General features: G+C 72.7%; 22 protein-coding genes and 1 pseudogene. 9 read left to right on the forward strand and 14 right to left on the reverse strand.

What is annotated here, in order from left to right:
* The first annotated feature begins 34 nt into the window (after positions 1 to 34).
* Positions 35 to 1,108: a PP2C family protein-serine/threonine phosphatase gene (locus ABD875_RS02515; RefSeq protein WP_345170895.1), complete on the forward strand. Its 1,074-nt coding sequence runs from the start codon at positions 35 to 37 to the stop codon at positions 1,106 to 1,108.
* Here ABD875_RS02515 and ABD875_RS02520 read toward each other — a convergent pair.
* Positions 1,051 to 1,680, reverse strand: a complete 630-nt coding sequence (locus ABD875_RS02520) for a DUF2238 domain-containing protein (RefSeq protein WP_345170896.1) — start codon at positions 1,678 to 1,680, stop codon at positions 1,051 to 1,053. The two genes, ABD875_RS02515 and ABD875_RS02520, sit on opposite strands and share 58 nt — an antisense overlap.
* Before the next feature lie 99 nt (positions 1,681 to 1,779).
* Here ABD875_RS02520 and ABD875_RS02525 point away from each other — a divergent pair, with 99 nt between their 5' ends.
* Together ABD875_RS02525 and ABD875_RS02530 are read left to right on the forward strand one after the other, a co-directional pair.
* Positions 1,780 to 2,904 carry an LLM class flavin-dependent oxidoreductase gene (locus ABD875_RS02525; protein WP_345170898.1) on the forward strand — a complete coding sequence of 375 codons (1,125 nt, stop codon included), beginning with the start codon at positions 1,780 to 1,782 and terminating at the stop codon, positions 2,902 to 2,904.
* Complete coding sequence (locus ABD875_RS02530; RefSeq protein ID WP_345170899.1) at positions 2,901 to 3,497, forward strand: FMN reductase; 597 nt, start codon at positions 2,901 to 2,903, stop codon at positions 3,495 to 3,497. Before ABD875_RS02525 ends, ABD875_RS02530 begins: the two co-directional genes overlap by 4 nt.
* Here ABD875_RS02530 and ABD875_RS02535 read toward each other — a convergent pair.
* The 3 genes from ABD875_RS02535 to ABD875_RS02545 are packed head-to-tail and all read right to left on the reverse strand — an operon-like array spanning position 3,494 to position 6,340.
* The gene (locus ABD875_RS02535; protein WP_345170900.1) at positions 3,494 to 4,522 is read right to left on the reverse strand and encodes an amidohydrolase family protein; all 1,029 of its coding nucleotides are present in this window, start codon (positions 4,520 to 4,522) and stop codon (positions 3,494 to 3,496) included. The two genes, ABD875_RS02530 and ABD875_RS02535, sit on opposite strands and share 4 nt — an antisense overlap.
* Position 4,523: 1 nt before the next feature.
* On the reverse strand, positions 4,524 to 5,813 hold the full coding sequence (locus ABD875_RS02540; RefSeq protein ID WP_345170901.1) for a type I glutamate--ammonia ligase: 1,290 nt from the start codon (positions 5,811 to 5,813) through the stop codon (positions 4,524 to 4,526).
* A complete protein-coding gene (locus tag ABD875_RS02545; RefSeq protein WP_345170902.1) occupies positions 5,813 to 6,340 on the reverse strand; it encodes a YbhB/YbcL family Raf kinase inhibitor-like protein in 528 nt (175 codons plus the stop codon). Before ABD875_RS02545 ends, ABD875_RS02540 begins: the two co-directional genes overlap by 1 nt.
* Before the next feature lie 70 nt (positions 6,341 to 6,410).
* Here ABD875_RS02545 and cobA point away from each other — a divergent pair, with 70 nt between their 5' ends.
* Entirely contained in the window at positions 6,411 to 7,634 is a 1,224-nt protein-coding gene (gene cobA / locus ABD875_RS02550; RefSeq protein WP_345170903.1) for a uroporphyrinogen-III C-methyltransferase, read from the forward strand.
* Positions 7,631 to 8,431, forward strand: a complete 801-nt coding sequence (locus ABD875_RS02555; RefSeq protein ID WP_345170904.1) for a TrmH family RNA methyltransferase — start codon at positions 7,631 to 7,633, stop codon at positions 8,429 to 8,431. The genes cobA and ABD875_RS02555 overlap by 4 nt, the downstream gene beginning before the upstream one ends.
* A gap of 88 nt (positions 8,432 to 8,519) precedes the next feature.
* Here the strand turns inward: ABD875_RS02555 and ABD875_RS02560 are convergent, their stop codons facing one another.
* Both ABD875_RS02560 and def read right to left on the reverse strand, forming a co-directional pair.
* A complete protein-coding gene (locus tag ABD875_RS02560) occupies positions 8,520 to 9,023 on the reverse strand; it encodes a GNAT family N-acetyltransferase (RefSeq protein ID WP_345170905.1) in 504 nt (167 codons plus the stop codon).
* A complete protein-coding gene (gene def / locus ABD875_RS02565) occupies positions 9,020 to 9,604 on the reverse strand; it encodes a peptide deformylase (protein ID WP_345170906.1) in 585 nt (194 codons plus the stop codon). Before def ends, ABD875_RS02560 begins: the two co-directional genes overlap by 4 nt.
* 75 nt (positions 9,605 to 9,679) lie before the next feature.
* Between def and ABD875_RS02570 the strand changes: the two genes are divergently transcribed.
* Both ABD875_RS02570 and ABD875_RS02575 read left to right on the forward strand, forming a co-directional pair.
* Positions 9,680 to 11,023 carry an acyl-CoA dehydrogenase family protein gene (locus ABD875_RS02570; protein WP_345170907.1) on the forward strand — a complete coding sequence of 448 codons (1,344 nt, stop codon included), beginning with the start codon at positions 9,680 to 9,682 and terminating at the stop codon, positions 11,021 to 11,023.
* Positions 11,023 to 12,240: an acyl-CoA dehydrogenase family protein gene (locus tag ABD875_RS02575; protein ID WP_345170908.1), complete on the forward strand. Its 1,218-nt coding sequence runs from the start codon at positions 11,023 to 11,025 to the stop codon at positions 12,238 to 12,240. Before ABD875_RS02570 ends, ABD875_RS02575 begins: the two co-directional genes overlap by 1 nt.
* Positions 12,241 to 12,295: 55 nt before the next feature.
* On the opposite strand, the gene ABD875_RS02580 is transcribed toward ABD875_RS02575, so the two are convergent.
* The 4 genes and pseudogenes from ABD875_RS02580 to galK form a co-directional block, all read right to left on the reverse strand.
* Positions 12,296 to 13,129: an LLM class flavin-dependent oxidoreductase gene (locus ABD875_RS02580; RefSeq protein ID WP_345170909.1), complete on the reverse strand. Its 834-nt coding sequence runs from the start codon at positions 13,127 to 13,129 to the stop codon at positions 12,296 to 12,298.
* Positions 13,130 to 13,192: 63 nt separating this feature from the next.
* A pseudogene (locus ABD875_RS02585) lies at positions 13,193 to 13,591 on the reverse strand (AAA family ATPase); the annotation flags it as partial.
* A complete protein-coding gene (locus ABD875_RS02590; protein ID WP_345170910.1) occupies positions 13,588 to 14,031 on the reverse strand; it encodes a hypothetical protein in 444 nt (147 codons plus the stop codon). The pseudogene ABD875_RS02585 and the gene ABD875_RS02590, both read right to left, overlap by 4 nt.
* Positions 14,032 to 14,057: 26 nt before the next feature.
* A complete protein-coding gene (gene galK, locus ABD875_RS02595; RefSeq protein ID WP_345170911.1) occupies positions 14,058 to 15,242 on the reverse strand; it encodes a galactokinase in 1,185 nt (394 codons plus the stop codon).
* A 20-nt stretch (positions 15,243 to 15,262) separates the two neighbouring features.
* Here galK and ABD875_RS02600 point away from each other — a divergent pair, with 20 nt between their 5' ends.
* On the forward strand, positions 15,263 to 16,699 hold the full coding sequence (locus ABD875_RS02600; protein WP_345170912.1) for a GuaB1 family IMP dehydrogenase-related protein: 1,437 nt from the start codon (positions 15,263 to 15,265) through the stop codon (positions 16,697 to 16,699).
* Position 16,700: 1 nt separating this feature from the next.
* On the opposite strand, the gene ABD875_RS02605 is transcribed toward ABD875_RS02600, so the two are convergent.
* Genes ABD875_RS02605 through ABD875_RS02620 form a run of 4 tightly spaced genes read right to left on the reverse strand, consistent with a single transcriptional unit; the run spans position 16,701 to position 18,895 of the window.
* A complete protein-coding gene (locus ABD875_RS02605) occupies positions 16,701 to 17,294 on the reverse strand; it encodes a LysR family substrate-binding domain-containing protein (protein WP_345170913.1) in 594 nt (197 codons plus the stop codon).
* 9 nt (positions 17,295 to 17,303) lie between these two features.
* Positions 17,304 to 17,567 (reverse strand): GlsB/YeaQ/YmgE family stress response membrane protein, encoded by a 264-nt coding sequence (locus ABD875_RS02610; protein WP_345170914.1) that lies wholly within the window; start codon positions 17,565 to 17,567, stop codon positions 17,304 to 17,306.
* A gap of 20 nt (positions 17,568 to 17,587) precedes the next feature.
* Positions 17,588 to 18,283: an FAD-binding oxidoreductase gene (locus ABD875_RS02615; RefSeq protein WP_345170915.1), complete on the reverse strand. Its 696-nt coding sequence runs from the start codon at positions 18,281 to 18,283 to the stop codon at positions 17,588 to 17,590.
* Positions 18,284 to 18,895, reverse strand: a complete 612-nt coding sequence (locus ABD875_RS02620) for a sulfite oxidase-like oxidoreductase (protein WP_345170916.1) — start codon at positions 18,893 to 18,895, stop codon at positions 18,284 to 18,286. It lies immediately after the preceding gene.
* Between the two features lie 83 nt (positions 18,896 to 18,978).
* On the opposite strand from ABD875_RS02620, the gene fadD1 reads away from it, so the two are divergent.
* A complete protein-coding gene (gene fadD1 / locus ABD875_RS02625; RefSeq protein WP_345170917.1) occupies positions 18,979 to 20,568 on the forward strand; it encodes a fatty-acid--CoA ligase FadD1 in 1,590 nt (529 codons plus the stop codon).
* Positions 20,569 to 20,670 lie beyond the last annotated feature (102 nt).

Genomic DNA, 20,670 nt, shown 5'->3' on the forward strand with positions numbered 1-20,670 from the left:
CCTGATCTGCCGTGGCCCTGGATAGTCTCCCCGGGTGGCGCGAGGGTTCTTGGGCGATCGCGCGGCCGCGTGGCGTACCGGGAGCCGGGAGAGCCAGGCGTTCGCGTTGGGCCTGCTGCTGGTCGGGGTGACGCTGTCGCTCGCGGTCTCCCTCGGCAACTACGACCTGATGCCGCTGACGGCGTACTTCGTCTGGCTGCTGATCGGGATGCTGCTGCTCCGGTTCGTGCCGCTGCTCGTGCTGAGCGGCTGGACGCTCGCCTGCGCTGTCGGTGCGTCCCTCGCCGACGGCCCGCTCACGGTGGTCCGCATCGTCGCGATCCTCTCGATGGTGGTCGGTGTCGCACTGCTGCTCTACCAGTCGCGCCGCCAGCGCAGCGGGCTGCCCGGGTCCCTGGGCGAGGCGATGCTCGCGGACCTGCGCGACCGGCTCCAAGCCCAGGGGCGGGTTCCCGCGCTGCCCGAGAGCTGGCAGTGCCAGACGGCGATGCTCGCCGCCCACGGCGCGGGGTACGCCGGGGACTTCCTCGTGGCCGACCTCGACGAGGACCGGCGCCACCTCGAGATGATCCTGGTCGACGTGTGCGGCAAGGGCGTCGACGCGGCGACCCAGGCCCTGCAGTTCGCCGGCGCCTTGGGCGGGCTGATCGGTGCGCTGCCCCCGGTCGCGCTGATGGAGGCCGCGAACGGCTTCCTGCTGCGGCAGTTCTCCGACGACTCGTTCGCCACGGCGGTCCACGTGTTCCTCGACCTCGAGACCGGCGGCTACTCGATCGTCAGCGCCGGCCACCCGCCGGCCCTGCACTGGTCGACGGACGCGGGGACGTGGCAGATCGACAACGCCCGCGGCACCGCGCTCGGCATCATGAACCGCCCCGAGCTGCACGCCAGCACCGGCGTGCTGGCGCCCGGTGAGGCGCTGCTGTTCTACACCGACGGCGTGGTGGAGTCGCGCAGCGCGGACCTGGACGAGGGCATCGAGTGGCTGCGTCGTACCGCCGAGCGCGCGATCGGCGACGGCTTCCCGGGCGCGGCCCGCCGGATCGTGCGTCAGGTCCCGCGGGGCGATGACGACCGGGCAGTGCTGATCCTGTCCCGCGACGACTGAACCCGGGCGACCACCAGCCCGGCGACGAGCGCACCGAGCGTGCCGAGCGTCTCGTCGCCGAGCGTGTCCTCGTACGCCGTCTCGATCTCGGTGCCGTGGCGGATGAACGTCCACCACTCGCCGAGCTCCCAGCCGATCGCCAGGATCGCTCCCAGCCCGCAGACCACCAGCACGACGGCCCACCGGGGGCGCACGGGGCCGCAGATGAGCAGCCCGATGCCGGTCAGCAGCAGGAACCAGTTGAAGAAGTGGTTGAAGTCGTCCCACCACACCAGCGAGTCGTAGAGATCCAGGCTGTTGCCGGTCACGTCGACGAGGAACGGCAGCATGATCAGCGTGAACGCGCCGTACGGCGCAGTGCTCCAGAGCCCGGCGGGGCGCGGCGTACGCCGCCGGGCCGCCAGCCACCAGATCGCCGGCGCAAGCAGCATCAGCAGGGGATAGGCGATCAGCCGCGCGCCGAACGCCTTGTCGGCGAACCGCTCGATGCCGGGCGCCCACTCCGCGACGGCCAGCTGGCCCACGGTGAGCGCGATCACGAGGACGGGGACCCACCACGGCACGCGCTTCACGCGAGGATGGTGGCAGGAATAGCCGGGACGTGCGCACGGTTGTGCGGGTCGTACGGAATTCAACTAACGCGACAACGTAGCGAAGGACAGTGAGCGGACATGCAGATCGGCATCTTCACCGTCGGTGATGTGACGCCGGACCCGACCACCGGGCGTACTCCCTCGGAGCACGAGCGGATCAAGGCGACGGTCGAGATCGCGAAGAAGGCCGAGGAGATCGGCCTGGACGTGTTCGCGACCGGCGAGCACCACAACCCGCCGTTCATCGCGTCCAACCCGACCGCGACGCTGGCCTACATCGGCGCCCAGACCGAGAACATCATCCTGTCGACCGCGACCACCCTGATCACGACCACCGACCCGGTGCTGATCGCGGAGGACTACGCGAAGATCCAGCACCTGACCGACGGCCGCGTCGACCTGATGATGGGTCGCGGCAACACCGGTCCGGTCTACCCGTGGTTCGGCAAGGACATCCGCGAGGGCATCAACCTCGCCATCGAGAACTACGCGCTGCTGCGCCGGCTCTGGACCGAGGACGTCGTGAACTGGGAGGGCCGGTTCCGTACGCCGCTGCAGGGCTACACCTCGACCCCGCGGCCGCTGGACGGCGTCGCGCCGTTCGTGTGGCACGGCTCGATCCGCAGCCCCGAGATCGCCGAGCAGGCGGCGTACTACGGCGACGGGTTCTTCCACAACCACATCTTCTGGCCGGCCGGGCACACCAAGCAGATGGTCGACCTCTACCGGCGCCGCTTCGAGCACTACGGCCACGGCCCGGCGGACACCGCGATCGTCGGTCTCGGCGGCCAGTTCTTCATGCGGAAGAACAGCCAGGACGCGATCGACGAGTTCCGCCCGTACTTCGACAACGCGCCGGTCTACGGCCACGGCCCGTCCCTGGAGGACTTCTCCGAGGCGACGCCGCTGACCGTGGGCTCGCCGCAGCAGGTCCTGGAGCGGACGCTGTCGTTCCGTGACTACGCGGGCCACTACCAGCGTCAGCTGTTCCTGGTCGACCACGCCGGGCTCCCGCTCAAGACCGTGCTCGAGCAGCTCGACCTGCTCGGCGAGATCCTCCCGGAGATGCGCAAGGGCTTCGCCGAGGGCCGCCCCGCTCACATCCCCGAGGCCCCCACCCACGCGTCCCTGGTCGCCGCCGCCGGCGGCGCCAAGGACACCACCATCCACGCCGTCGACGACGTGACAGGAGTATCCGTATGACCCGCATCGCCGTCATCAGTGCCGGCCTCAGCGTCCCGTCCTCGACCCGGCTGCTCGCCGACCGGCTGGCCGAGGCCACCGTCGCCGCGATCCAGCACCCGGTCGAGGTCGACGTGGTCGAGCTGCGCCCGCTGGCCCACCCGCTCGCCGACCACCTGCTCACCGGCTTCCCTTCCGGTGAGCTCGCCGAGGCGATCGAGACGGTCCGGCTGGCGGACGCGCTGATCGTGGTGACGCCGGTGTTCTCCGCGTCGTACTCGGGTCTGTTCAAGACGTTCTTCGACGTCCTCGAGACCGACACGCTCGCCGGCGTCCCGGTGCTGATCGCCGCGACCGCCGGCACCGCCCGGCACTCGCTGGTGCTCGAGCACGCGCTCCGTCCGCTGTTCAGCTACCTGCACGCGGTCGTCGTCCCGACCGGGGTCTTCGCGGCCAGCGAGGACTTCGGCGAGGCGGGCCTCCAGACCCGCATCGACCGGGCCGCCGGCGAGCTGGCGACGCTGCTCGGCGGCGCGCCGCGCCAGCGGGCCCGCACGGTGGAGGACGAGTTCGCGGACCCGACGCCGTTCGAGGATCTGCTCCGCGGCGCTTAGAGCCCGTAGATGCGGCGCGCGTTGCCGGCGGCGATCATGTCGGCGACGCGCGCTGCGTCGTCCTCGGGCCAGTCCGCGAGGGCGGCGGCCATCGCGCGCCGCCACAGGTGCGCGCCCAGGTAGTGGAGCTCGGGAAGCCCGTAGGCGTCGGAGGAGTACAGCTGCTTGCCGAACGGCGCCAGCTCCATGGCCTCGCCGACCAGCTGCACCGACCGGTCACCGAGGTGGTTGACGGCGAGCCCGACGTCGAACGAGACGTGCTCGAAGGCCTGCGCGAGGTAGCCGGCGTTGCGGTGGTACGGGTAGCAGTGCAGGAGCAGGATCGGCACGTCGACCGCTCGGATCAGCGGCAGCAGGTGCAGCGGGTCGGCGCTGCGCAGGTCGAGGTCGCGGTCACCGAGGCCCGTGTGCACCTGGATCGGCAGCCCGCGCTCGGCCGCCTCGTGCACGCCGAACGCGACCAGGACGGGGTCGACGACCCGGCTGCCCGACGCTCGCGCGGCCGCCGCGACGTCCGCGTCCCCGGGCCGCGACCAGTCGATGTCGAGACCGCAGCGGTACGCCGCGATCGTCTTGGTGGCCACGACGTCGGCGGCCGCGAGCCGCTCGCGGAACGCCCCGGGCACGTCGGTCTCCCCGAGCACCTGCTCGAGGGCCAGCTCGAGGCGCAGCACCTCCGAGCGAGGCTCGGGGTCGGTGACGAGGCCAGGGGTGAGGCCGGTGTCCACGATCCAGTGGGCGACACCGGCGGCGTCGAGGAACGTCGCCACGAGCTCGTCGTACGGCGTCGCCGCGCGCGCCTCCCAGTAGGCGTCCGCGGAAGCGTGGGGCTCGAGGCCGAGCAGCGGTGCGCACCAGCGTCGTACCGCCATGCCCAGCGGTAGGTCGAAGCCGGACGTCACCGGGCCCGTCGAACCCTCGTTGAGTGCCTGCTCGAACGACGCCCGGTCGCCGGGCTCGGTGAACCAGCCGTGCACGTGGTGGTCGACGAGCCGCACGGTCCGGAGGTGCTCGTCGAGGGACACCTCAGCAGCTCCAGGCCAGGCGCAGCGCCTCGGCGGTCTCGGCGAGCGGCAGTGACCCGAACACCTCGACCTCGCGACGTCGCACCGCGGCGACCCCCGCGACGACCGGCGCACCCAGCACGTCGCGGGCGAGCTCCGACGCCTCTAGGGCGTCGACGGCCTCGGCCTGGGTCGCCGGCAGCTGCGGCAGCTCCCGGCCGGACTCGCTGGGGTGGACGTCCACGGCGGCGTCGAGAGCCAGCTCGTGCCGCACGCCGTGCGCGGCGCTGCCGAGGAGGGCCGCGACCGCGAGGTAGGGGTTCGCGCTCGGGTCGACGACCTTCAGCTCCAGGTTCGCGCCGTGCGCGCTGTCCGGGCCGCCCGCGACGAGCCGGACCGCGGCCTCGCGGTTCTCCAGCCCCCAGCAGACCGCCGCACCCGCCCAGTTGCCGGGCACGAGCCTGCGGAGCGAGAGCGCCGAACCGGCGTACACGGCGAGGAGACCGGGGAGCGCGGCGAGGATCCCCGCGACCGCGGCCTCGCCGGTCGGGGTCAGGCCGTGTGGGCCGGGGCCGTCGCCGAGGACGGGTCGGCCGTCCGCGCCGGTGAGCGAGAGGTGGAGGTGCGCGCCGTTGCCCGCCTCGCCGGCGAACGGCAGCGGCGAGAACGACACCTGGAGCCCGTGCCGGGCCGCGACCCGGCCGAGCAGGATGCGGGCGAGGAGCACGTCGTCGGCGGCAGTCACCGGGTCGCTCGGCGACAGCGAGACCTCGAGCTGGTCCTGGCCGTACTCCATGTGCAGCTGCTCGATGCCGAGGCCGGCGCGCTCCGCGGCGACCGTGAGGTCGACGAGCAGCGCCGACCGCTCGAGCGAGGTGCGCACGCCGTACGGCGCCCAGGGCCCCGTCGAGGCGTGCCCGCCGTCGGCGGAGAGCAGCGTGCACTCGAGCTCGGCGCCGACGCGCGCCTCGAGCCCGGCGCTCCGGGCGGCGGCGACGGCGCGCTCCAGGACGCCGCGCCCGCACATCGGCGAGCGCTCACCGCCTTGGAGGTAGAGGTCGCCGGGCGCCCACCCGACGCCGTCCTCCACGGTGCGCACCTGCCCGCGGTCGATCCGGATCCGGTTGTCGCCGACCACGCCCAGCTCGGGCGTGAACGCGATCGAGCCGTCGACGCAGAACACGCTCCACGACGGCGAGGCGCCCATGCCGACGGTGTGGAACGCGTCGAGACGCGCGGCCGGGACGTACTTCGCCCGGGCCACGCCCGCCATGTCGACGATCGAGCCGCCGACGACCGCCAGGTCGGCCACTAGTGCTGGTAGGTGCCGTGCAGGATCGCGCGGCCGGCGGTCTTGAAGGCCAGGTTGAAGGACACGACGGCGGGCGACGCGTCGGAGTCGACGCCGAGCGACTCCTCCTTCACGGCATGGACGACGAAGAAGTAGCGGTGCACCTGGTCGCCCTCCGGAGGAGCGGCGCCCATGAACGCCTTCGGACCGCCGTCGTTGCGGCACATGAACGCGTTGCCGGGCAGGCTCGCGCCCTCCGCGCCGGCGCCGGCGTCCAGGGAGGTCACGTCGGCCGGGAGGTCGACGAGCACCCAGTGCCAGAAGCCGCTCGGCGTCGGTGCGTCGGGGTCGAAGCAGGTGACGGTGAAGCTCTTGGTGCCCTCCGGGGCACCGGACCAGGACAGCTGAGGTGAGGTGTTCCCGAGCGCCGCGACCTGGTCGTCCTTCAGCGGCTGGCCGTCGGACACGTCCGCGCTGGTCACCGTGAACGAGGGCACGGCGGGGAGCAGGTCGTACGGGTTGGGAGTCACCGGACGGTCGAGTGTCATGGCTCCCAACGTAGTCCGGTGGGTGAGCCCGCGTCACCGACCCGAGGTGCGTGCCCGGGATGATGTGCGGATGGACGAGTTCCCGACGTACCCCTCCGGCCTGCGACTCACCGGCCGGCGCGTCGTCATGGTCGGCGGTGGCCACGTGGCGCAGCGCCGGGTCCCGCAGCTCATCGCCGTCGGCGCCGACGTGCACGTGGTCTCGCCCGAGGTGACGCCCGCGATCGAGGGCATGGCCGGCGCGGGTGAGGTGACCTGGCACCGGCGCGGGTTCGAGGACGCCGACCTGGACGGCACCTGGTACGTCATCGCCGCGACCGACGACGACGCCGTGAACGAGCAGGTCTCCGCGTCCGCCGAGTCCCGCCGGATCTTCTGCGTGCGCTCCGACGACGCCACCCGCGCGACCGCGTGGACGCCGGCGGTCGGCCGGCACGACGGCGTCACGGTCGGCGTGCTGAGCCAGCGGGAGCCGCGTCGTTCCGCCGCGGTGCGCGACGAGATCCTGGAGAGCCTGCGCGAGGGCACCCTGGCCGCGCGGCACCAGCGCGACCGGACGCCGGGCGTCGTGCTCGTCGGCGGGGGACCGGGCCACCCGGACCTGATCTCCGTGGCCGGGCGCAAGGCGCTGATGGACGCCGACGTGGTGGTCGCCGACCGGCTGGCGCCGCGGGAGCTGCTGGGCGACCTGCCGGCCGACATCGAGCTGATCGACGTGGCCAAGCTGCCGCGCGGCCGGTCGGCGCTGCAGGAGGAGATCAACCGGGTCATCGTCGAGCGGGCGCTGGCCGGCAAGCAGGTGGTGCGCTTCAAGGGCGGCGACAACTTCGTGTTCGGCCGCGGCTACGAGGAGGTCATCGCCTGCCGCGAGGCCGGCGTACCGGTCACGGTCATCCCCGGACTGACCAGCCCGGTCGCCGTACCCGCCGTGGCCGGGATCCCCGTGACCCACCGTGGCGTCGCGCACGAGTTCACCGTGATCTCCGGCCACCTGCCTCCGGGGCACCCGGAGTCGCTCACGAACTGGTCGGCCGTCGCCGCCCAGACCGGCACCGTGGTGCTGATGATGGCGGTGGAGAACGCGCCCGCGATCGCGGCGGCGCTGATGGCGGGTGGCCGGCCGGCCTCGACCCCGGTCGCGGTCGTCTGCGACGGGACGATGCCGGGGGAGCGGACCGTGCTCGCGACGCTCGAAGAGCTGGAGACGGCGCTCGTCGAGAACGGCGTGCGGCCGCCCGCGATCATCGTGGTCGGCGAGGTCGTCGCGGTCGCGCACCCCACGGCGTTCTCGTGAACCTGGTCCCGCTCGAGGACCCGGCCGACCCGCGGCTCGCGGACTACCGCGACCTGCGCGACGTCCAGCTGCGCAAGAGCCTCGAGACCGAGCACGGGATGTTCCTGGCCGAGGGCGAGAAGGTGATCCGTCGCGCGGTGTCCGCCGGGTTCGCGCCCCGCTCCTTCCTCATGGCGCCGCGCTGGGTCGACGGCCTGGCCGACGTCCTCTCGGCGACGGACGCGCCCTGCTACGTGCTCCCCGAGGAGCTGGCGTCCGAGGTCGCCGGTTTCCACGTGCACCGCGGCGCCCTGGCCTCGCTCAACCGCACGCCGCTCCCGCCGGTCGCCGAGGTGCTGGCCGGCGCGCGGTCCGTGCTGGTGCTGGAGGACCTCGTCGACCACACGAACGTCGGGGCCGTCTTCCGCTCCGGAGCCGCCCTCGGCTTCGACGCCGTGCTGCTCGCGCCGCGCTGTGCCGACCCGCTCTACCGCCGCTCGATCAAGGTCGCGATGGGCGCGGTGTTCACGCTGCCGTGGACCCGCCTGCCCGACTGGGCCGACGCCCTGCCCTCGCTGTCGGCCCTCGGGTTCACGACGGTCGCCCTGACCCTCGCCGACGACGCGACGCCCATCGAGGACGCGGTCGCCGGGCTCGACCGGGTCGCGCTGGTGCTCGGCTCGGAGGGCCACGGCCTCTCCGGGCGCTGGGAGCAGAGCGCGGACCGGCGCGCGATCATCCCGATGCGGGAGGGGATCGACTCCCTCAACGTCGCCGCCGCGTCCGCGGTCGCCTGCTACGTCACCGCGCGCCGCTGACCCCTGCGGTGCGCGGAATGGTCACCAACCGCACGTTGGGAGCGCTCCGATCTGCGGTTGGTGACCATTCCGTGCGCTGAGCAGCCGCTCAGACGGCCATCTCGAAGATCAGCTCGAGGCCGTCCTCGTCGTCCCACTGCTCGCCGTTGCGGACGAACGGGTACTGCCCGACCAGGGCCAGCGACGCCTCGTTCTCGGGGGAGACGGTCGCGCGCAGGGTCCGCACGGACGGCTCGCTGCGCGCGTGCTCGATGGCCAGCTCGAGGGCAGCGCGGGCATAGCCCCGCCGGCGGTACGCCGGATCGACGGCGTACCCGACCTCCACCATGCCGTCGGCGTCCGGAGCGCCGTGGAAGCCGGACTGACCGACCGCGACATCGAGCGCGTCGTCCCACAGGACGCCCGTGATCCAGGGCAGGTCGTCCGGCGTCTCGACCGCCTGCCGGGCGCGGTACTGCCAGACCCACGAGCAGTCCTCGGACACGAACCACTCCGTCAGCGGCACCGGCGAGTGTGCGTTCGCGACCGCGAGGTCACCGGCGGCGAGACCGGCGAGGGCCTCGGGGGAGAGCCTGACGATCCGGACGGTCACGCGGGCCACTCGGGCGGGTACTGGTCCGCGGTCTTCTCCTGGAGCTTCTGCAGCTTCTTGCGCTGCTTGGTGGGCAGCCGGTCGCCGAACACGGTGCCGAGGGTGTGGTCGGTCTCGTGCTGCAGGCAGCGCGCCAGCAGGCCGTCGCCCGCGAACGACACCGGCTCGCCGTCGAGACCGGTGCCGGTCACGCTCGCGTAGTCGGGCCGCGCGCACTCGATGAACGCGCCGGGGAACGACAGGCAGCCCTCATCGCCGTCGTCGAGGTGCCGGTCCTTGCCCTCCGGCAGGGTCAGGACGGGGTTGCACACGACGCCGACGGTCCGCTCACCGGACTCGTCGGGGCAGTCGAAGACGAACATCGCGACGTCCTCGCCGATCTGGCACGCGGCCAGCCCGACGCCGTCCGCGGCGTACATCGTCGCGACCATGTCGGCGGCGAGCGCGCGCAGCGCGTCGTCGTACGTCGTCACCCGCTGCTGCGGGCGGTGCATCACCGGCGTCCCCCAGCGGGTCATCGGTCGCACCGTGCCGCCCGTGGGCAGCGGGCCGTGTGGGGCGTGGTCGGGCTCATCGGGCATGGCGCGATCCTAGAAGGCAGTCGCTGTGACCGGTCCCACGGAGTCAATGTTGTAACTCGGAGTTACAGTTTGGGCATGGCTCAGACAAGACACGGGTTGGCCTCGACCGAACGCCGCGACCCGATCGGGTACGCCGTCGCGGCACTCAACCGGCTCGCGCAGAGCGACGTCCTCGACCGGCTGCGCGCGCGCAAGCAGACCGAGCAGGCCGTGTACGTCGCCACGCGCAGCGGGTTCAAGGCGATCACCGCGGCCGGCCGGACGTTCGCCCGGTCGGGCGCTGCGGGGGAGCCGGGCACCCGGCCCCAGCCCGCGCGCACCTCGGGCGTCTTCGACCTCACCCCGACCGAGGACGAGCAGATGCTCGTCGACGTCGTGACCGAGCTGGCCCACGAGGTGCTCCGACCGGCCGCCGCGGAGGCCGACGAGGCCTGCGCCGTGCCGGAGCCGGTGCAGAAGGCCGCGCTCGAGGTCGGGCTGCCGGTCCTCGGCGTCCCCGAGGCGCTCGGCGGCATCTCCGAGGAGCGCTCGGCGATGGCCGGGACGCTGGTCGCCGAGGCACTGTCGAAGGGCGACATGGGGCTGGCGGTCGCACTGCTCGCCCCCGGCTCCGTCGCCACGGCGCTGAGCCTGTGGGGCACCGATGCCCAGCAGCAGACCTACCTGCCGGCGTTCACCGGTGACGACGTCGCGGCCGCCGCGCTCGCGCTCGCCGAGCCCGCCGTCCTCTTCGACGCCATGTCGCCCGGGACGACCGCGGAGCGCACCGCCGACGGCTACGTCCTGAACGGCGTGAAGTCCGCCGTACCGCGGGGCGACCAGGCCGAGCTCTTCGTCGTCGGCGCCCAGCTCGACGGGCAGCCGGTGCTGTTCCTCGTCGAGTCCGGTTCCGCCGGGCTCACCGTCGCGGCCGACCCCTCGATGGGTGTCCGCGCCGCCGGGCTGAGCCGGCTCGAGCTCGACGGCGTCACGGTGCCGGCCGATGCGGTGCTGGGCGCGACCGACGGCACGACGTACGCCGAGTGCGTGCGGCTGTCCCGGCTCGCCTGGTGCGCGCTGGCCGTCGGCACGGGACAGGCGGTGCTCGACTACGTGACGCCGTACGTCAAGGAGCGCCAGGCGTTCGGTGAGCCGATCGCCCACCGTCAGTCGGTGGCGTTCATGGTCGCCGACATGGCGACCGAGCTGCAGGCGATGCGCCTGCTGACCTGGAAGGCGGCGTCTCGCGCGGCGGCCGGCAAGGACTTCTCCCGCGAGGTCGCGCTGGCGCGCTCGGTGTGCGCCGAGAAGGGCATGCGGATCGGCCTCGACGGCGTCCAGCTGCTCGGTGGCCACGGGTTCGTCAAGGAGCACCCGGTCGAGCGGTGGTACCGCGACCTCCGGGCAATCGGTCTCATGGAAGGTGCGGTGCTGGTCTGATGGCGATCTACCTGGACGACCCGAAGAAGTTCAAGGGCCTGGTCGGGCAGGCCCACCAGCTCGCGATGAACGCGCTGCGGCCGATCTCGCGCAAGTACGACAAGGCCGAGCACGCCTACCCGCAGGAGCTCGACATGCTCGCCGCGATGATCGACGGCGTGTCCGAGTCGGGCGCGAGCCAGGGAGCGGGCGCCGCCGGCGTGAAGCGCGACACGGCGGCCGAGGACGACGGCACGGTCAAGAACGGCACCAACCTCGCCTCGGTGATGTCGATCGCCGAGATGTGCTGGGGCGACGTCGGGCTGCTGCTCTCGATGCCGCGCCAGGGTCTGGGCAACTCCGCGATCGCCTCCGTCGCCGACGCGGAGCAGCAGGAGCGCTTCGCCGGTGCCTGGGCGGCGATGGCGATCACCGAGCCCGGCACGGGATCGGACTCCGCCAACATCACCACGACCGCGGTGCTGGACGGTGACGAGTACGTCATCAACGGCGAGAAGATCTTCGTGACCTCCGGCGAGCGCGCCGACGCGGTCGTCGTGTGGGCCACCCTCGACCGGTCGCTGGGCCGCGCCGCGATCAAGTCGTTCGTCGTCCCGAAGGGCACGCCCGGGATGACCGTCGAGCGCCTCGAGCACAAGCTCGGGATCAAGGCGTCCGACACCGCCACGATCATCTTCGACAACTGCCGGGTCCCGGCGGCGAACCTGCTGGGCTCACCGGAGATCGACACCAAGCAGGGCTTCGCGGGTGCGATGGCGACGTTCGACAACACGCGCCCGCTGGTCGCCGCCATGGCGGTGGGCTGCGCGCGCGCCGCGCTCGACCTCACCCGCGAGCTCCTGGAGCAGGCCGGCGTCGAGGTCGACTACGACCGTCCCGCACTGACGCAGTCGGCGGCCGCGGCGAAGTTCCTGCAGATGGAGGCCGACTGGGAGGCCGCGCACCTGCTGATGCTCCAGGCCGCCTGGCTGGCCGACAACCGCAAGCCCAACTCGCTGGAGGCCTCGATGGCCAAGGCGAAGGCCGGCCGAGTCGGCTCCGACATCACGCTCTCGTGCGTGGAGCTCGCCGGCACGCTCGGGTACGCCGAGGGCGAGCTGCTCGAGAAGTGGGCCCGTGACTCCAAGATCCTCGACATCTTCGAGGGCACCCAGCAGGTGCAGCAGCTGATCATCGCCCGGAGGGTGCTCGGCCTGAGCAGCTCCGAGCTCAAGTGAGCAGCGGCCCGGCGAGCCGCGAGCCGAGACGCGTCGGAACCCAGTACCTGACGGGCTACACCAGGACGGGCGCCAGCCGTGCCAGGTCGTCGGGGCGCCTGAGGTCGGGCGGGGCCAGGAACACCGCGTCGACGCCCTGTGCCGCGAGCGCGCCGTAGCGGCTCCGCGTGCCGTCCTCGACGTCGAGGACGGTGATCTTCACGTCGGTGCCCGCGACGGCGGCGAGAGCCCGGTCGACGTACCGCGTGCTGACGTTCACGGCGTCGGCCATCCGCGCGCCGATCGACAGGGTCCGGGCGCCGGCACCGCCGAGGATGATCGGGATGTCGTGCACGGGGCGGGGGTAGCAGGTCGTCTCGGGCAGGTCGCCCTTCGCCTTCGTGCCCGGGGCCCAGAGATCCCGCATCGTCGTGATCGCGGACTCGACGGCATCGAGCCGGGCGGCGGGCGGCGGGAAGGGCAGGCCGTACGCCGCGTGCTCCCGCTGCCACCAGCCGGCGCCGAGTCCCACGAAGGCGCGGCCGCCGCTGAGCGCATCGAGCGTGGCGGCGGCCTTCGCGGTCACGCCTGCCGGCCGGAACGTCACCGGCGTGACGAGGGTGCCGAGCTCGAGGCCGGTGTCGAGGCCCGCCAGCAGGCCGAGGGTCACCCAGGGCTCGGGGATCGGCTCCCACGCGCGCTCGACCTGCGGGATCTGGATCAGGTGGTCCATCAGCGCGATCCCCGCGAAGCCCACCTCGTCGGCGGCGAGGACGATCCCGGTCAGCCACGGCACCGGGTCCTCGCCCCACGGGAACCTGCTCACCTGCAGCACGAACCGGAGTCCCTGGGAGCTCCGCCGCTCGAGGGTCGTGTGCCCCAGGACGCGCTCCTGAGCGTGCTCAGGCACACGACCCGTCTCGACGCGGTGCACCACGTCCCAGCCGGTGAGCTCGACCGCCTGCACCCCCTCCAGCTGCCTCGCCAGCGCGGTGGCCGGGACCGGCCGGCTCCGCTCGCGGTTGCGCGCCCGGCATACCTCGGCGGGTGTGTCGAGGAGGACGACGACCGCCGGCAGACCGGCCGCACGGGCCGCCGTCAGCCAGCGGTCGCGGCGTACGTCGTCGAGGCCGAGCGTGTCGACGACCGTGGTCAGGCCGCGGCCGAGCCGGGCGTCGACGATCCGCTCCAGCAGCGCGAACGCGTCGCCGGACGCCTCCAGGTCGTGCGGACCGCGGCCGACCGCGCCACGCAGCGCGTCGGAGGAGACGACCTCGGCCGGCGAGTAGCGGCCGGCCGCCCACGTGGACTTGCCCGAACCGGACGCGCCGACGAGGACGACCAGCGCGGGGTCGGGAAGCGGCTCGCTCAGCCCTGCCCCGGTGACTTCTTGGCGGGGGCCTTCTTGGCCGGCGCCTTCTTCGCTGGGGCCTTCTTCGCCGGCAGCTTCGCGCTCGGCGTCGTCGCCTTCTTCGCGGGCGCCTTCTTCGCGGGGGCCTTCTTCGGCGGCGCCTTCTTGGCCGGCGCCTTCTTCGCGACCACCCGGGCGACGTCGATCGGCGTCACCTCCGCGGTCCTTTCGACCGGCGGGGGAGCCTGGGTCACCGGCGGCACCGGACGCCGGTTGGACGCCCCGGTGACCTTGTCGGACGCCGTCTTGGCCACCGAGCCGGCGACCATCTTGCCGACCGCCAGCGCGCCCTTGGCCTGCTCAGCCGCCTTGCCAGCGGCACCTGCCGGATCCTTGATCACACCCTTCACGGTGCCGACGACGGTGTCCTGGATCTTCTGAAGCGGGCTCTTCTGGGCCATGGACCGATTCAAGCACGCCCTGCCAGCTACGACACCAGGGCAGCCGCGGGACCGGGCTCCGCCCGCAGGTGCTGAGGCGCGCGGAAGCCGGCGCCGGCGAAGGCGAGGTCGATCGCCTGCACGACGGCGTCGAGCCGGTCGACGGGGACCAGCGCGATGGACGAGCCGCCGAAGCCCCCACCGGTCATCCGAGCGCCGATCGCCCCGGCCTCGACCGCGGTGGTGACCGCGACGTCGAGCTCGTCGCACGAGATCTCGAAGTCGTCACGCATCGACACGTGCGACTCGCGCATCAGGGTGCCGACGGCTGCCCAGTCGTGCTCGGCCAGCGCGTCGCCGGCGGCAGCCACCCGCTGGTTCTCGGTGACGACGTGCGTCGCGCGGCTGCGGATCCGCTCGTCGGTGATCGAGGAGACGTCCTCGAGGCTCGCCTGCCGCAGGGACCTCAGCCCGAGCTCGGCGGCGGCCTGCTCGCAGTCGGCGCGGCGGGCGGCGTACCCGCCGTCGACCAGCGCGTGCGACACCCGGGTGTCGGTGACCAGCAGCGCGAGCGATGCCTGCTCCAGCGGGAGGGCCACCGCGCGCGTGCTGTGGTCGTCGAAGTCGATCAGCAGAGCGGCCCCGTCGGCGGCCAGCAGCGAGATCGTCTGGTCCATCCCGCCGGTGGGCGCGCCGGCCACCTCGGTCTCGGCGCGGACACAGGCGTCGACGAGGCGGCGGCGTACGTCGTCGTCGAGCTCGACACCGGTCAGGCCGCACACCGCGACCGCGACGGAGCACTCCAGCGCGGCCGAGCTGGACAGGCCGGCTCCGGTCGGCACGGTGCCGTGCACGAGCACGTCCATGCCCGGCACGTCGAAGCCGTCCTCGCGCATCGCCCAGAGCACGCCCGCGACGTAGGTCGCCCAGCCGCTGACCTCGCCGGGTCCGAGCGCGTCGACGCTGCCACTCCACGCGGACTCCTGCTCCGCGCTGGCGATCCGGACCTGGCCGTCCGTCCGGGGCGCGACCGCGGCGTACGTCGCGTGCGGCAGGGCGAGCGGCAGCACCAGGCCGCGGTTGTAGTCGGTGTGCTCGCCGATCAGGTTGACCCGGCCGGGCGCGCGGGCGACCAGGGTGGGCTCGGCGCCGTACGCCTCCGCGAACGCCGTGCGGACCTCGTCCGCCAGCTCTGCAGGGACCCCGGGATGAACGAACGACGTGGCAGACACAGGACGTAGACTCGCACGACGTGCAGTTCCTCAACGCGAACGTCCCGGCCCACGACCTGACCTACGACGACGTCTTCATGGTGCCGCGGCACTCCGAGGTCGCCAGCAGGTACGACGTCGACCTGGCCACCGCCGACGGCACCGGGGCCACGATCCCGCTCGTCGTGGCGAACATGACCGCGATCGCCGGCAAGCGGATGGCCGAGACCATCGCTCGCCGCGGGGGCCTGGCCGTGATCCCGCAGGACATCCCGACCTCCGTGGTCGCCGAGGTCGTGCAGTTCGTGAAGTCGCGACACCTCGTCTTCGACACCCCCATCGAGCTGACCCCGCACCAGACCGTCGCCGAGGCCCTGTCGCTGATCCCCAAGCGGGCCCACCGGGCCGCGGTCGTGGTCTCCGAGGGGCGTCCGGTCGGCGTGGTCTCCGAGGCGGACTGCGTGGAGGTCGACCGGTTCGCCCAGGTCCAGCACGTCATGCGGCCGCCCGCCGTCGTGCTCGCGGCCGACGCCGACCCGCGCGCGGCGTTCGACGCCCTGGACCGTGCGCACGCCCAGGTGGCCGTCGCGGTCGACGCCGACGGCGCGCTCGTCGGGGTGCTGACCCGCACGGGCGCGCTGCGCGCGACGCTGTACCAGCCGGCCGTGGACGCGACGGGTGGCCTGCGAGTCGCGGCCGCCGTCGGGGTGAACGGCGAGGTCGGGACCCGCGCCAAGGAGCTGCTCGACGCCGGTGTCGACTGCCTGGTCGTCGACACGGCGCACGGTGACCAGGAGCGGATGATCGAGGCGCTCGGCGTCGTCCGCGGCCTCGACCCGCAGGTCCCGGTCGCCGCCGGCAACATCGTCTCCGCGGAGGGCACCCGCGCGCTCATCGAGGCCGGGGCCGACATCGTCAAGGTCGGGGTCGGCCCGGGCGCGATGTGCACGACCCGGATGATGACCGGCGTCGGCCGTCCGCAGTTCTCCGCGGTGCTCGAGTGCGCCGAGGCGGCGGCGGCGCTCGGCAAGCACGTGTGGGCCGACGGGGGAGTCCGGCACCCGCGCGACGTCGCCCTCGCGCTCGCCGCGGGCGCGTCGGCGGTGATGATCGGGTCGTGGTTCGCGGGCACGCACGAATCGCCCGGCGACCTGATGCTCGACGCCGACGGCCGCGCCTACAAGGTGTCGTTCGGTATGGCCTCGGCCCGCGCGGTCGCGAACCGGACGAGCGCCGAGTCGGCGTACGACCGGGCGCGCAAGGGTCTCTACGAGGAGGGCATCTCCTCGTCGCGGATGTACCTCGACCCCGCCCGACCGGGCGTCGAGGACCTCGTCGACCAGATCTGCTCGGGCGTCCGCTCCGCGTGCACGTACGCCGGCGCCCGCTCGCTGGCCGAGCTGCGTGAGCGCGCCGTGGTCGGCGTCCAGTCTGCGGCCGGGTTCCACGAGGGCCGGCCGCTGTCGACGAGCTGGTAGCTCAGGAGCGCGAGCTGCGCTCCGAGCGGCCGCGCACGATCCCGATGAACCGCTGCACCCAGGGGTCCTCGTTGTCGATGCGCCAGGCGAGGCCGATGGTGGTCGGCTCCAGGTCGGTGACGACCCGGTAGGTGACGTCCTTGCGGTTGTGCAGCCGCGCGATCGACATGGGGACGATTGCGACGCCCGTGCCCGAGGCGACCACCTCGACCGCGTCCTTGACCGACATCTCCGGCCAGGCCAGCTGGTCGGCGTCCGGCGTCCAGCCCGATCGGTGCGGGAGCACGAGCTGCTCGTCGGCGAGGTCCGTGAGCGCCACCTCGTCGGTGAGCGTGAGCAGGTGCTCGACGCCCATCACCGCGACGGGGAGCTCCTCGTAGAGCGGGATGCAGTGCAGGCCGTCCCGGTCGATCGGCAGCCGGACCAGCGCCATGTCGAGGCGGCCCTCCCGGATGCCGACCTCCTGGTCCTCCTCGGTGACGGGAACCAGCTCGAGCGGGTCGCGCGCGAAGCGCTCGCGCCAGATGCGCGCCCACTTGTCCGGGGTCGCCCCGGTGACGAACCCGACGTCGAAGTGCCCGTAGGCACTACTCATGGGCCGAGCTCACGCTGCCGTGGAGCGGGCCGCGTACCAACGCCACCCGGCGGTCACGATGATCGCGCCGACCAGGGAGCCGATGATGCCCGATGCGCGGAGGTCCAGACCGTCCCCGCTCAGCAGGCTGATCAGCAGCCCGCCGACGAACGAGCCGACCAGGCCCGCGACGATCGCCAGCGTCCAGTCGATGCCCTTCCCGCCCTTGCCGAGGATGAGCTGTGCGCCGGCACCGATGACCATGCCGAACAGGATGATTCCCAGGATGAGCATGTCGTGATCCTAGGGGTAGGTCAGCCGGTCTCGCCGAACTGCTCCACCCGGATCGCGTCCGTGTCGAGCCCGGTGTCCTCCAGCAGCCGGGTCGCGAACGACGCGAACCCGACCGATCCGCACACGTAGGCGCGCTCCGCGCCCGCGACGTACGGCGCGAGCTCGTCGGGGTACGGCGGCGCGGCGACGCGGCCGTCGAGGTTCTCCCGGGTCAGCGCGATGAACGCGCCGTACCGCTGCAGCTCGGCGGCGTACGGGAGCTCGTCCCAGGTGCGGGCGACGACCACGATGCGCAGCTTGTCCTGGAGGCCGAGCCGCCGGGCGTAGCGGGCCATCGCGACGAGCGGCACGACGCCGGAGCCTCCACCGATGCAGACCGCGGGCACGTCGCCCTCCCAGACGAACCAGCCGCCGATCGGGCCGCGCAGCTCGAGCACGTCGCCGACCTCGGCGACGTCGTGGAGGAAGCCGGAGACCTCGCCGCCGGGCAGGCACTCGACCATCAGCTCGAGCAGCGGGTCGTCGGGGTCGGACGCGACGGAGTAGGAGCGCTGGGCCGTGTAGCCGTCGGGCGCACGCAGCCGCACGACGTAGTGCTGGCCGGGCAGGTGGTCGACCCGGTCGTCGACGTGGAGACGCAGCCGCACCAGGCGGTCGGTGGGGTGCTCGATCTCGATGATCGTGCCCGTGGTCCAACCGCCGGCCGGGGCGGCCACCTACGGATCCCCTTGGTAGCGCTGCTCGAGCCAGGGGTCACCCCGGTCGTGGTAGCCGTTCTGCTCCCAGAAGCCGGGCCGGTCGCGCTCCATGAGCTCGAGCCGGGTCACCCACTTCGCGGACTTCCAGAAGTACAGGTGCGGCACCAGCAGCCGGACGGGGCCGCCGTGACCGGTGGGCAGCGGCTTGCCGTCGACGGACCACACGACCCACGCCTTGCCCCCGGTGACGTCCTCCAGGGGCAGGTTGGTCGTGTAGCCGGTCGTCGAGTGCGCCATCACGAACTTCGCTGCGTCCGTCGGCCGGGCGGCGTCGAGGAGCGTGTCGACGCTGACGCCGGTGAACGTCATGTCGAACTTCGACCACGTGGTCACGCAGTGGATGTCGCCGACGTACGACGAGCCCGGCATCGCCTGGACGTCGGACCAGGTCCAGGACTGCGGGCTCTCGACCGCGCCGTCGACGGTCATCCGCCAGGCGTCGAGGTCGAGCCGGGGCGTCGCCTCCGCGGTGAGCGTCGGCCACGCGCTGCCGGCGTCGTACTGACCGGGCGGCAGCCGGTCGGGGCGGGACGGTCGGCGCCGGCCGAGGAAGCCGCGAGTCACTGGCACGGGACAAGTATGACGGAGATTCATACTGGAACACGTTCTAGAAATGCCGTAGGTTGACGCGCGTCAACTATGAGGGAGGCGACGTGGCCGAGACCGTCCAGCAGCTGCTGCGCGAGCGCGCGGAGGACGACAACACCGGGGTCAGGTACGGCGATCAGAGCTGGACCTGGCGCGAGCACGTGGCCGAGTCCTCTGCCGTCGCCGCGGCGTTGATCGGCCTGGCCGACCCGGATCGGCCCCTGCACGTCGGCACCCTTCTCGGGAACACTCCCGACATGCTGCGCGCGATGGCGGCGGGGGCGCTCGGCGGCTACACGCTGTGCGGGATCAACAACACCCGGCGCGGCGACGGCCTGCTCGCCGACATCCGGCGGGCCGAGTGCCAGCTCCTGGTCACCGACGCGGAGCACCGTCCGCTGCTCGACGGCCTCGATCTGGCCAGCGTCCGGGTCCTCGACACCTCGACCGACGAGTGGGCCCAGCTGGTCGCCGAGGCGGGCGAGCTGACGCCGTACCGCGAGGTCGAGGCGATGGACACGTTCATGATGATCTTCACCTCGGGCACCAGCGGCGACCCGAAGGCCGTGCAGGTCAACCACCTGATGGTGCTGTTCTCCGGCCTCAACCTCCAGGGCCGCTTCGGCCTCGGCGCCGACGACGTCTGCTACGTCGCGATGCCGCTCTTCCACTCGAACGCGGTCGTCGCGGGCTGGAGCCCCGCGGTCTGCGGCGGGTCGACGATCGTTCCGGCCAAGTTCAGCGCCTCGGGGTTCCTCGCCGACGTCCGGAAGTACGGCGTCACCTACATGAACTACGTCGGCAAGCCGCTGGCCTACGTGCTCGCCACCCCCGAGCAGCCCGACGACGCCGACAACACGCTGCGCGTGGCGTTCGGCAATGAGGCGAGCGACCGCGACATCGACGAGTTCAGCCGGCGGTTCGGCTGCGACGTCTGGGACGGCTTCGGCTCGACCGAGCTCGCGGTGATCATCACGCGTGAGCCGGGCACGCCCAAGGGCTCGATCGGCAAGGGCTTCGACGGCGTCGCGATCTACGACCCGGAGACCGTGACCGAGTGCGCGGTCGCGGTCTTCGACGAGAACGGCGCGCTCGCGAACGCCGACCAGGCGGTGGGCGAGCTCGTCAACACCCAGGGCGCCGGGTACTTCAACGGCTACTACAACGACGACGCCGCCAACGACGAGCGAATGCGGCACGGCATGTACTGGTCCGGCGACCTCGCCTACCGCGACGCCGACGGCTGGATCTACCTCGCCGGCCGGACCGCCGACTGGATGCGCGTGGACGGCGAGAACCTTGCCGCCGCCCCGATCGAGCGGATCCTGCAGCGGCTCGACGCGGTCAACCGGGTCGCGGTCTACGCCGTGCCGGACGAGAACGTCGGCGACCAGGTGATGGCCGCGATCGTGCTCCAGGACGACGCGACACTCACCCCGGCCGAGCTCGAGGAGTTCCTCGCCGCCCAGCCCGACCTGTCCGCCAAGGCCTGGCCGCGGTTCGTCCGGCTGGCGCCGGACCTCCCGAGCACCGCAACCAACAAGGTGCTGAAGCGTGAGCTCGCTGCCGAGGGCCCCACGCCCGGCAACGGCGTGCTCTGGACCCGCGCGGCACGCGGGACGGCGTACTCGCCAGAAGCCACGATTCCCGCCTGACTAGGGGTAGCCTCACCCCCGATATCGACGGGGAAGGGTGCGCACATGTCGACGTCGGTGCAGACGGCTGCGCCCCCAGCGCGCCCTCGGCACCGTGCACCC

This window comes from Nocardioides caricicola (genome assembly GCF_039541135.1).
In the GTDB taxonomy this organism is placed as follows: Bacteria; Actinomycetota; Actinomycetes; order Propionibacteriales; family Nocardioidaceae; genus Nocardioides; species Nocardioides caricicola.

Coding starts and splice junctions, on each gene's coding strand:
- ABD875_RS02525 (WP_345170898.1), top strand. CDS start 1,780: ATGCAGATCGGCATCTTCACCGTCGGTGATGTGACGCCGGACCCGACC.
- ABD875_RS02530 (WP_345170899.1), top strand. CDS start 2,901: ATGACCCGCATCGCCGTCATCAGTGCCGGCCTCAGCGTCCCGTCCTCG.
- ABD875_RS02545 (WP_345170902.1), bottom strand. CDS start 6,340: ATGACACTCGACCGTCCGGTGACTCCCAACCCGTACGACCTGCTCCCC.
- cobA (WP_345170903.1), top strand. CDS start 6,411: ATGGACGAGTTCCCGACGTACCCCTCCGGCCTGCGACTCACCGGCCGG.
- def (WP_345170906.1), bottom strand. CDS start 9,604: ATGCCCGATGAGCCCGACCACGCCCCACACGGCCCGCTGCCCACGGGC.
- ABD875_RS02570 (WP_345170907.1), top strand. CDS start 9,680: ATGGCTCAGACAAGACACGGGTTGGCCTCGACCGAACGCCGCGACCCG.
- ABD875_RS02575 (WP_345170908.1), top strand. CDS start 11,023: ATGGCGATCTACCTGGACGACCCGAAGAAGTTCAAGGGCCTGGTCGGG.
- ABD875_RS02590 (WP_345170910.1), bottom strand. CDS start 14,031: ATGGCCCAGAAGAGCCCGCTTCAGAAGATCCAGGACACCGTCGTCGGC.
- ABD875_RS02605 (WP_345170913.1), bottom strand. CDS start 17,294: ATGAGTAGTGCCTACGGGCACTTCGACGTCGGGTTCGTCACCGGGGCG.
- ABD875_RS02610 (WP_345170914.1), bottom strand. CDS start 17,567: ATGCTCATCCTGGGAATCATCCTGTTCGGCATGGTCATCGGTGCCGGC.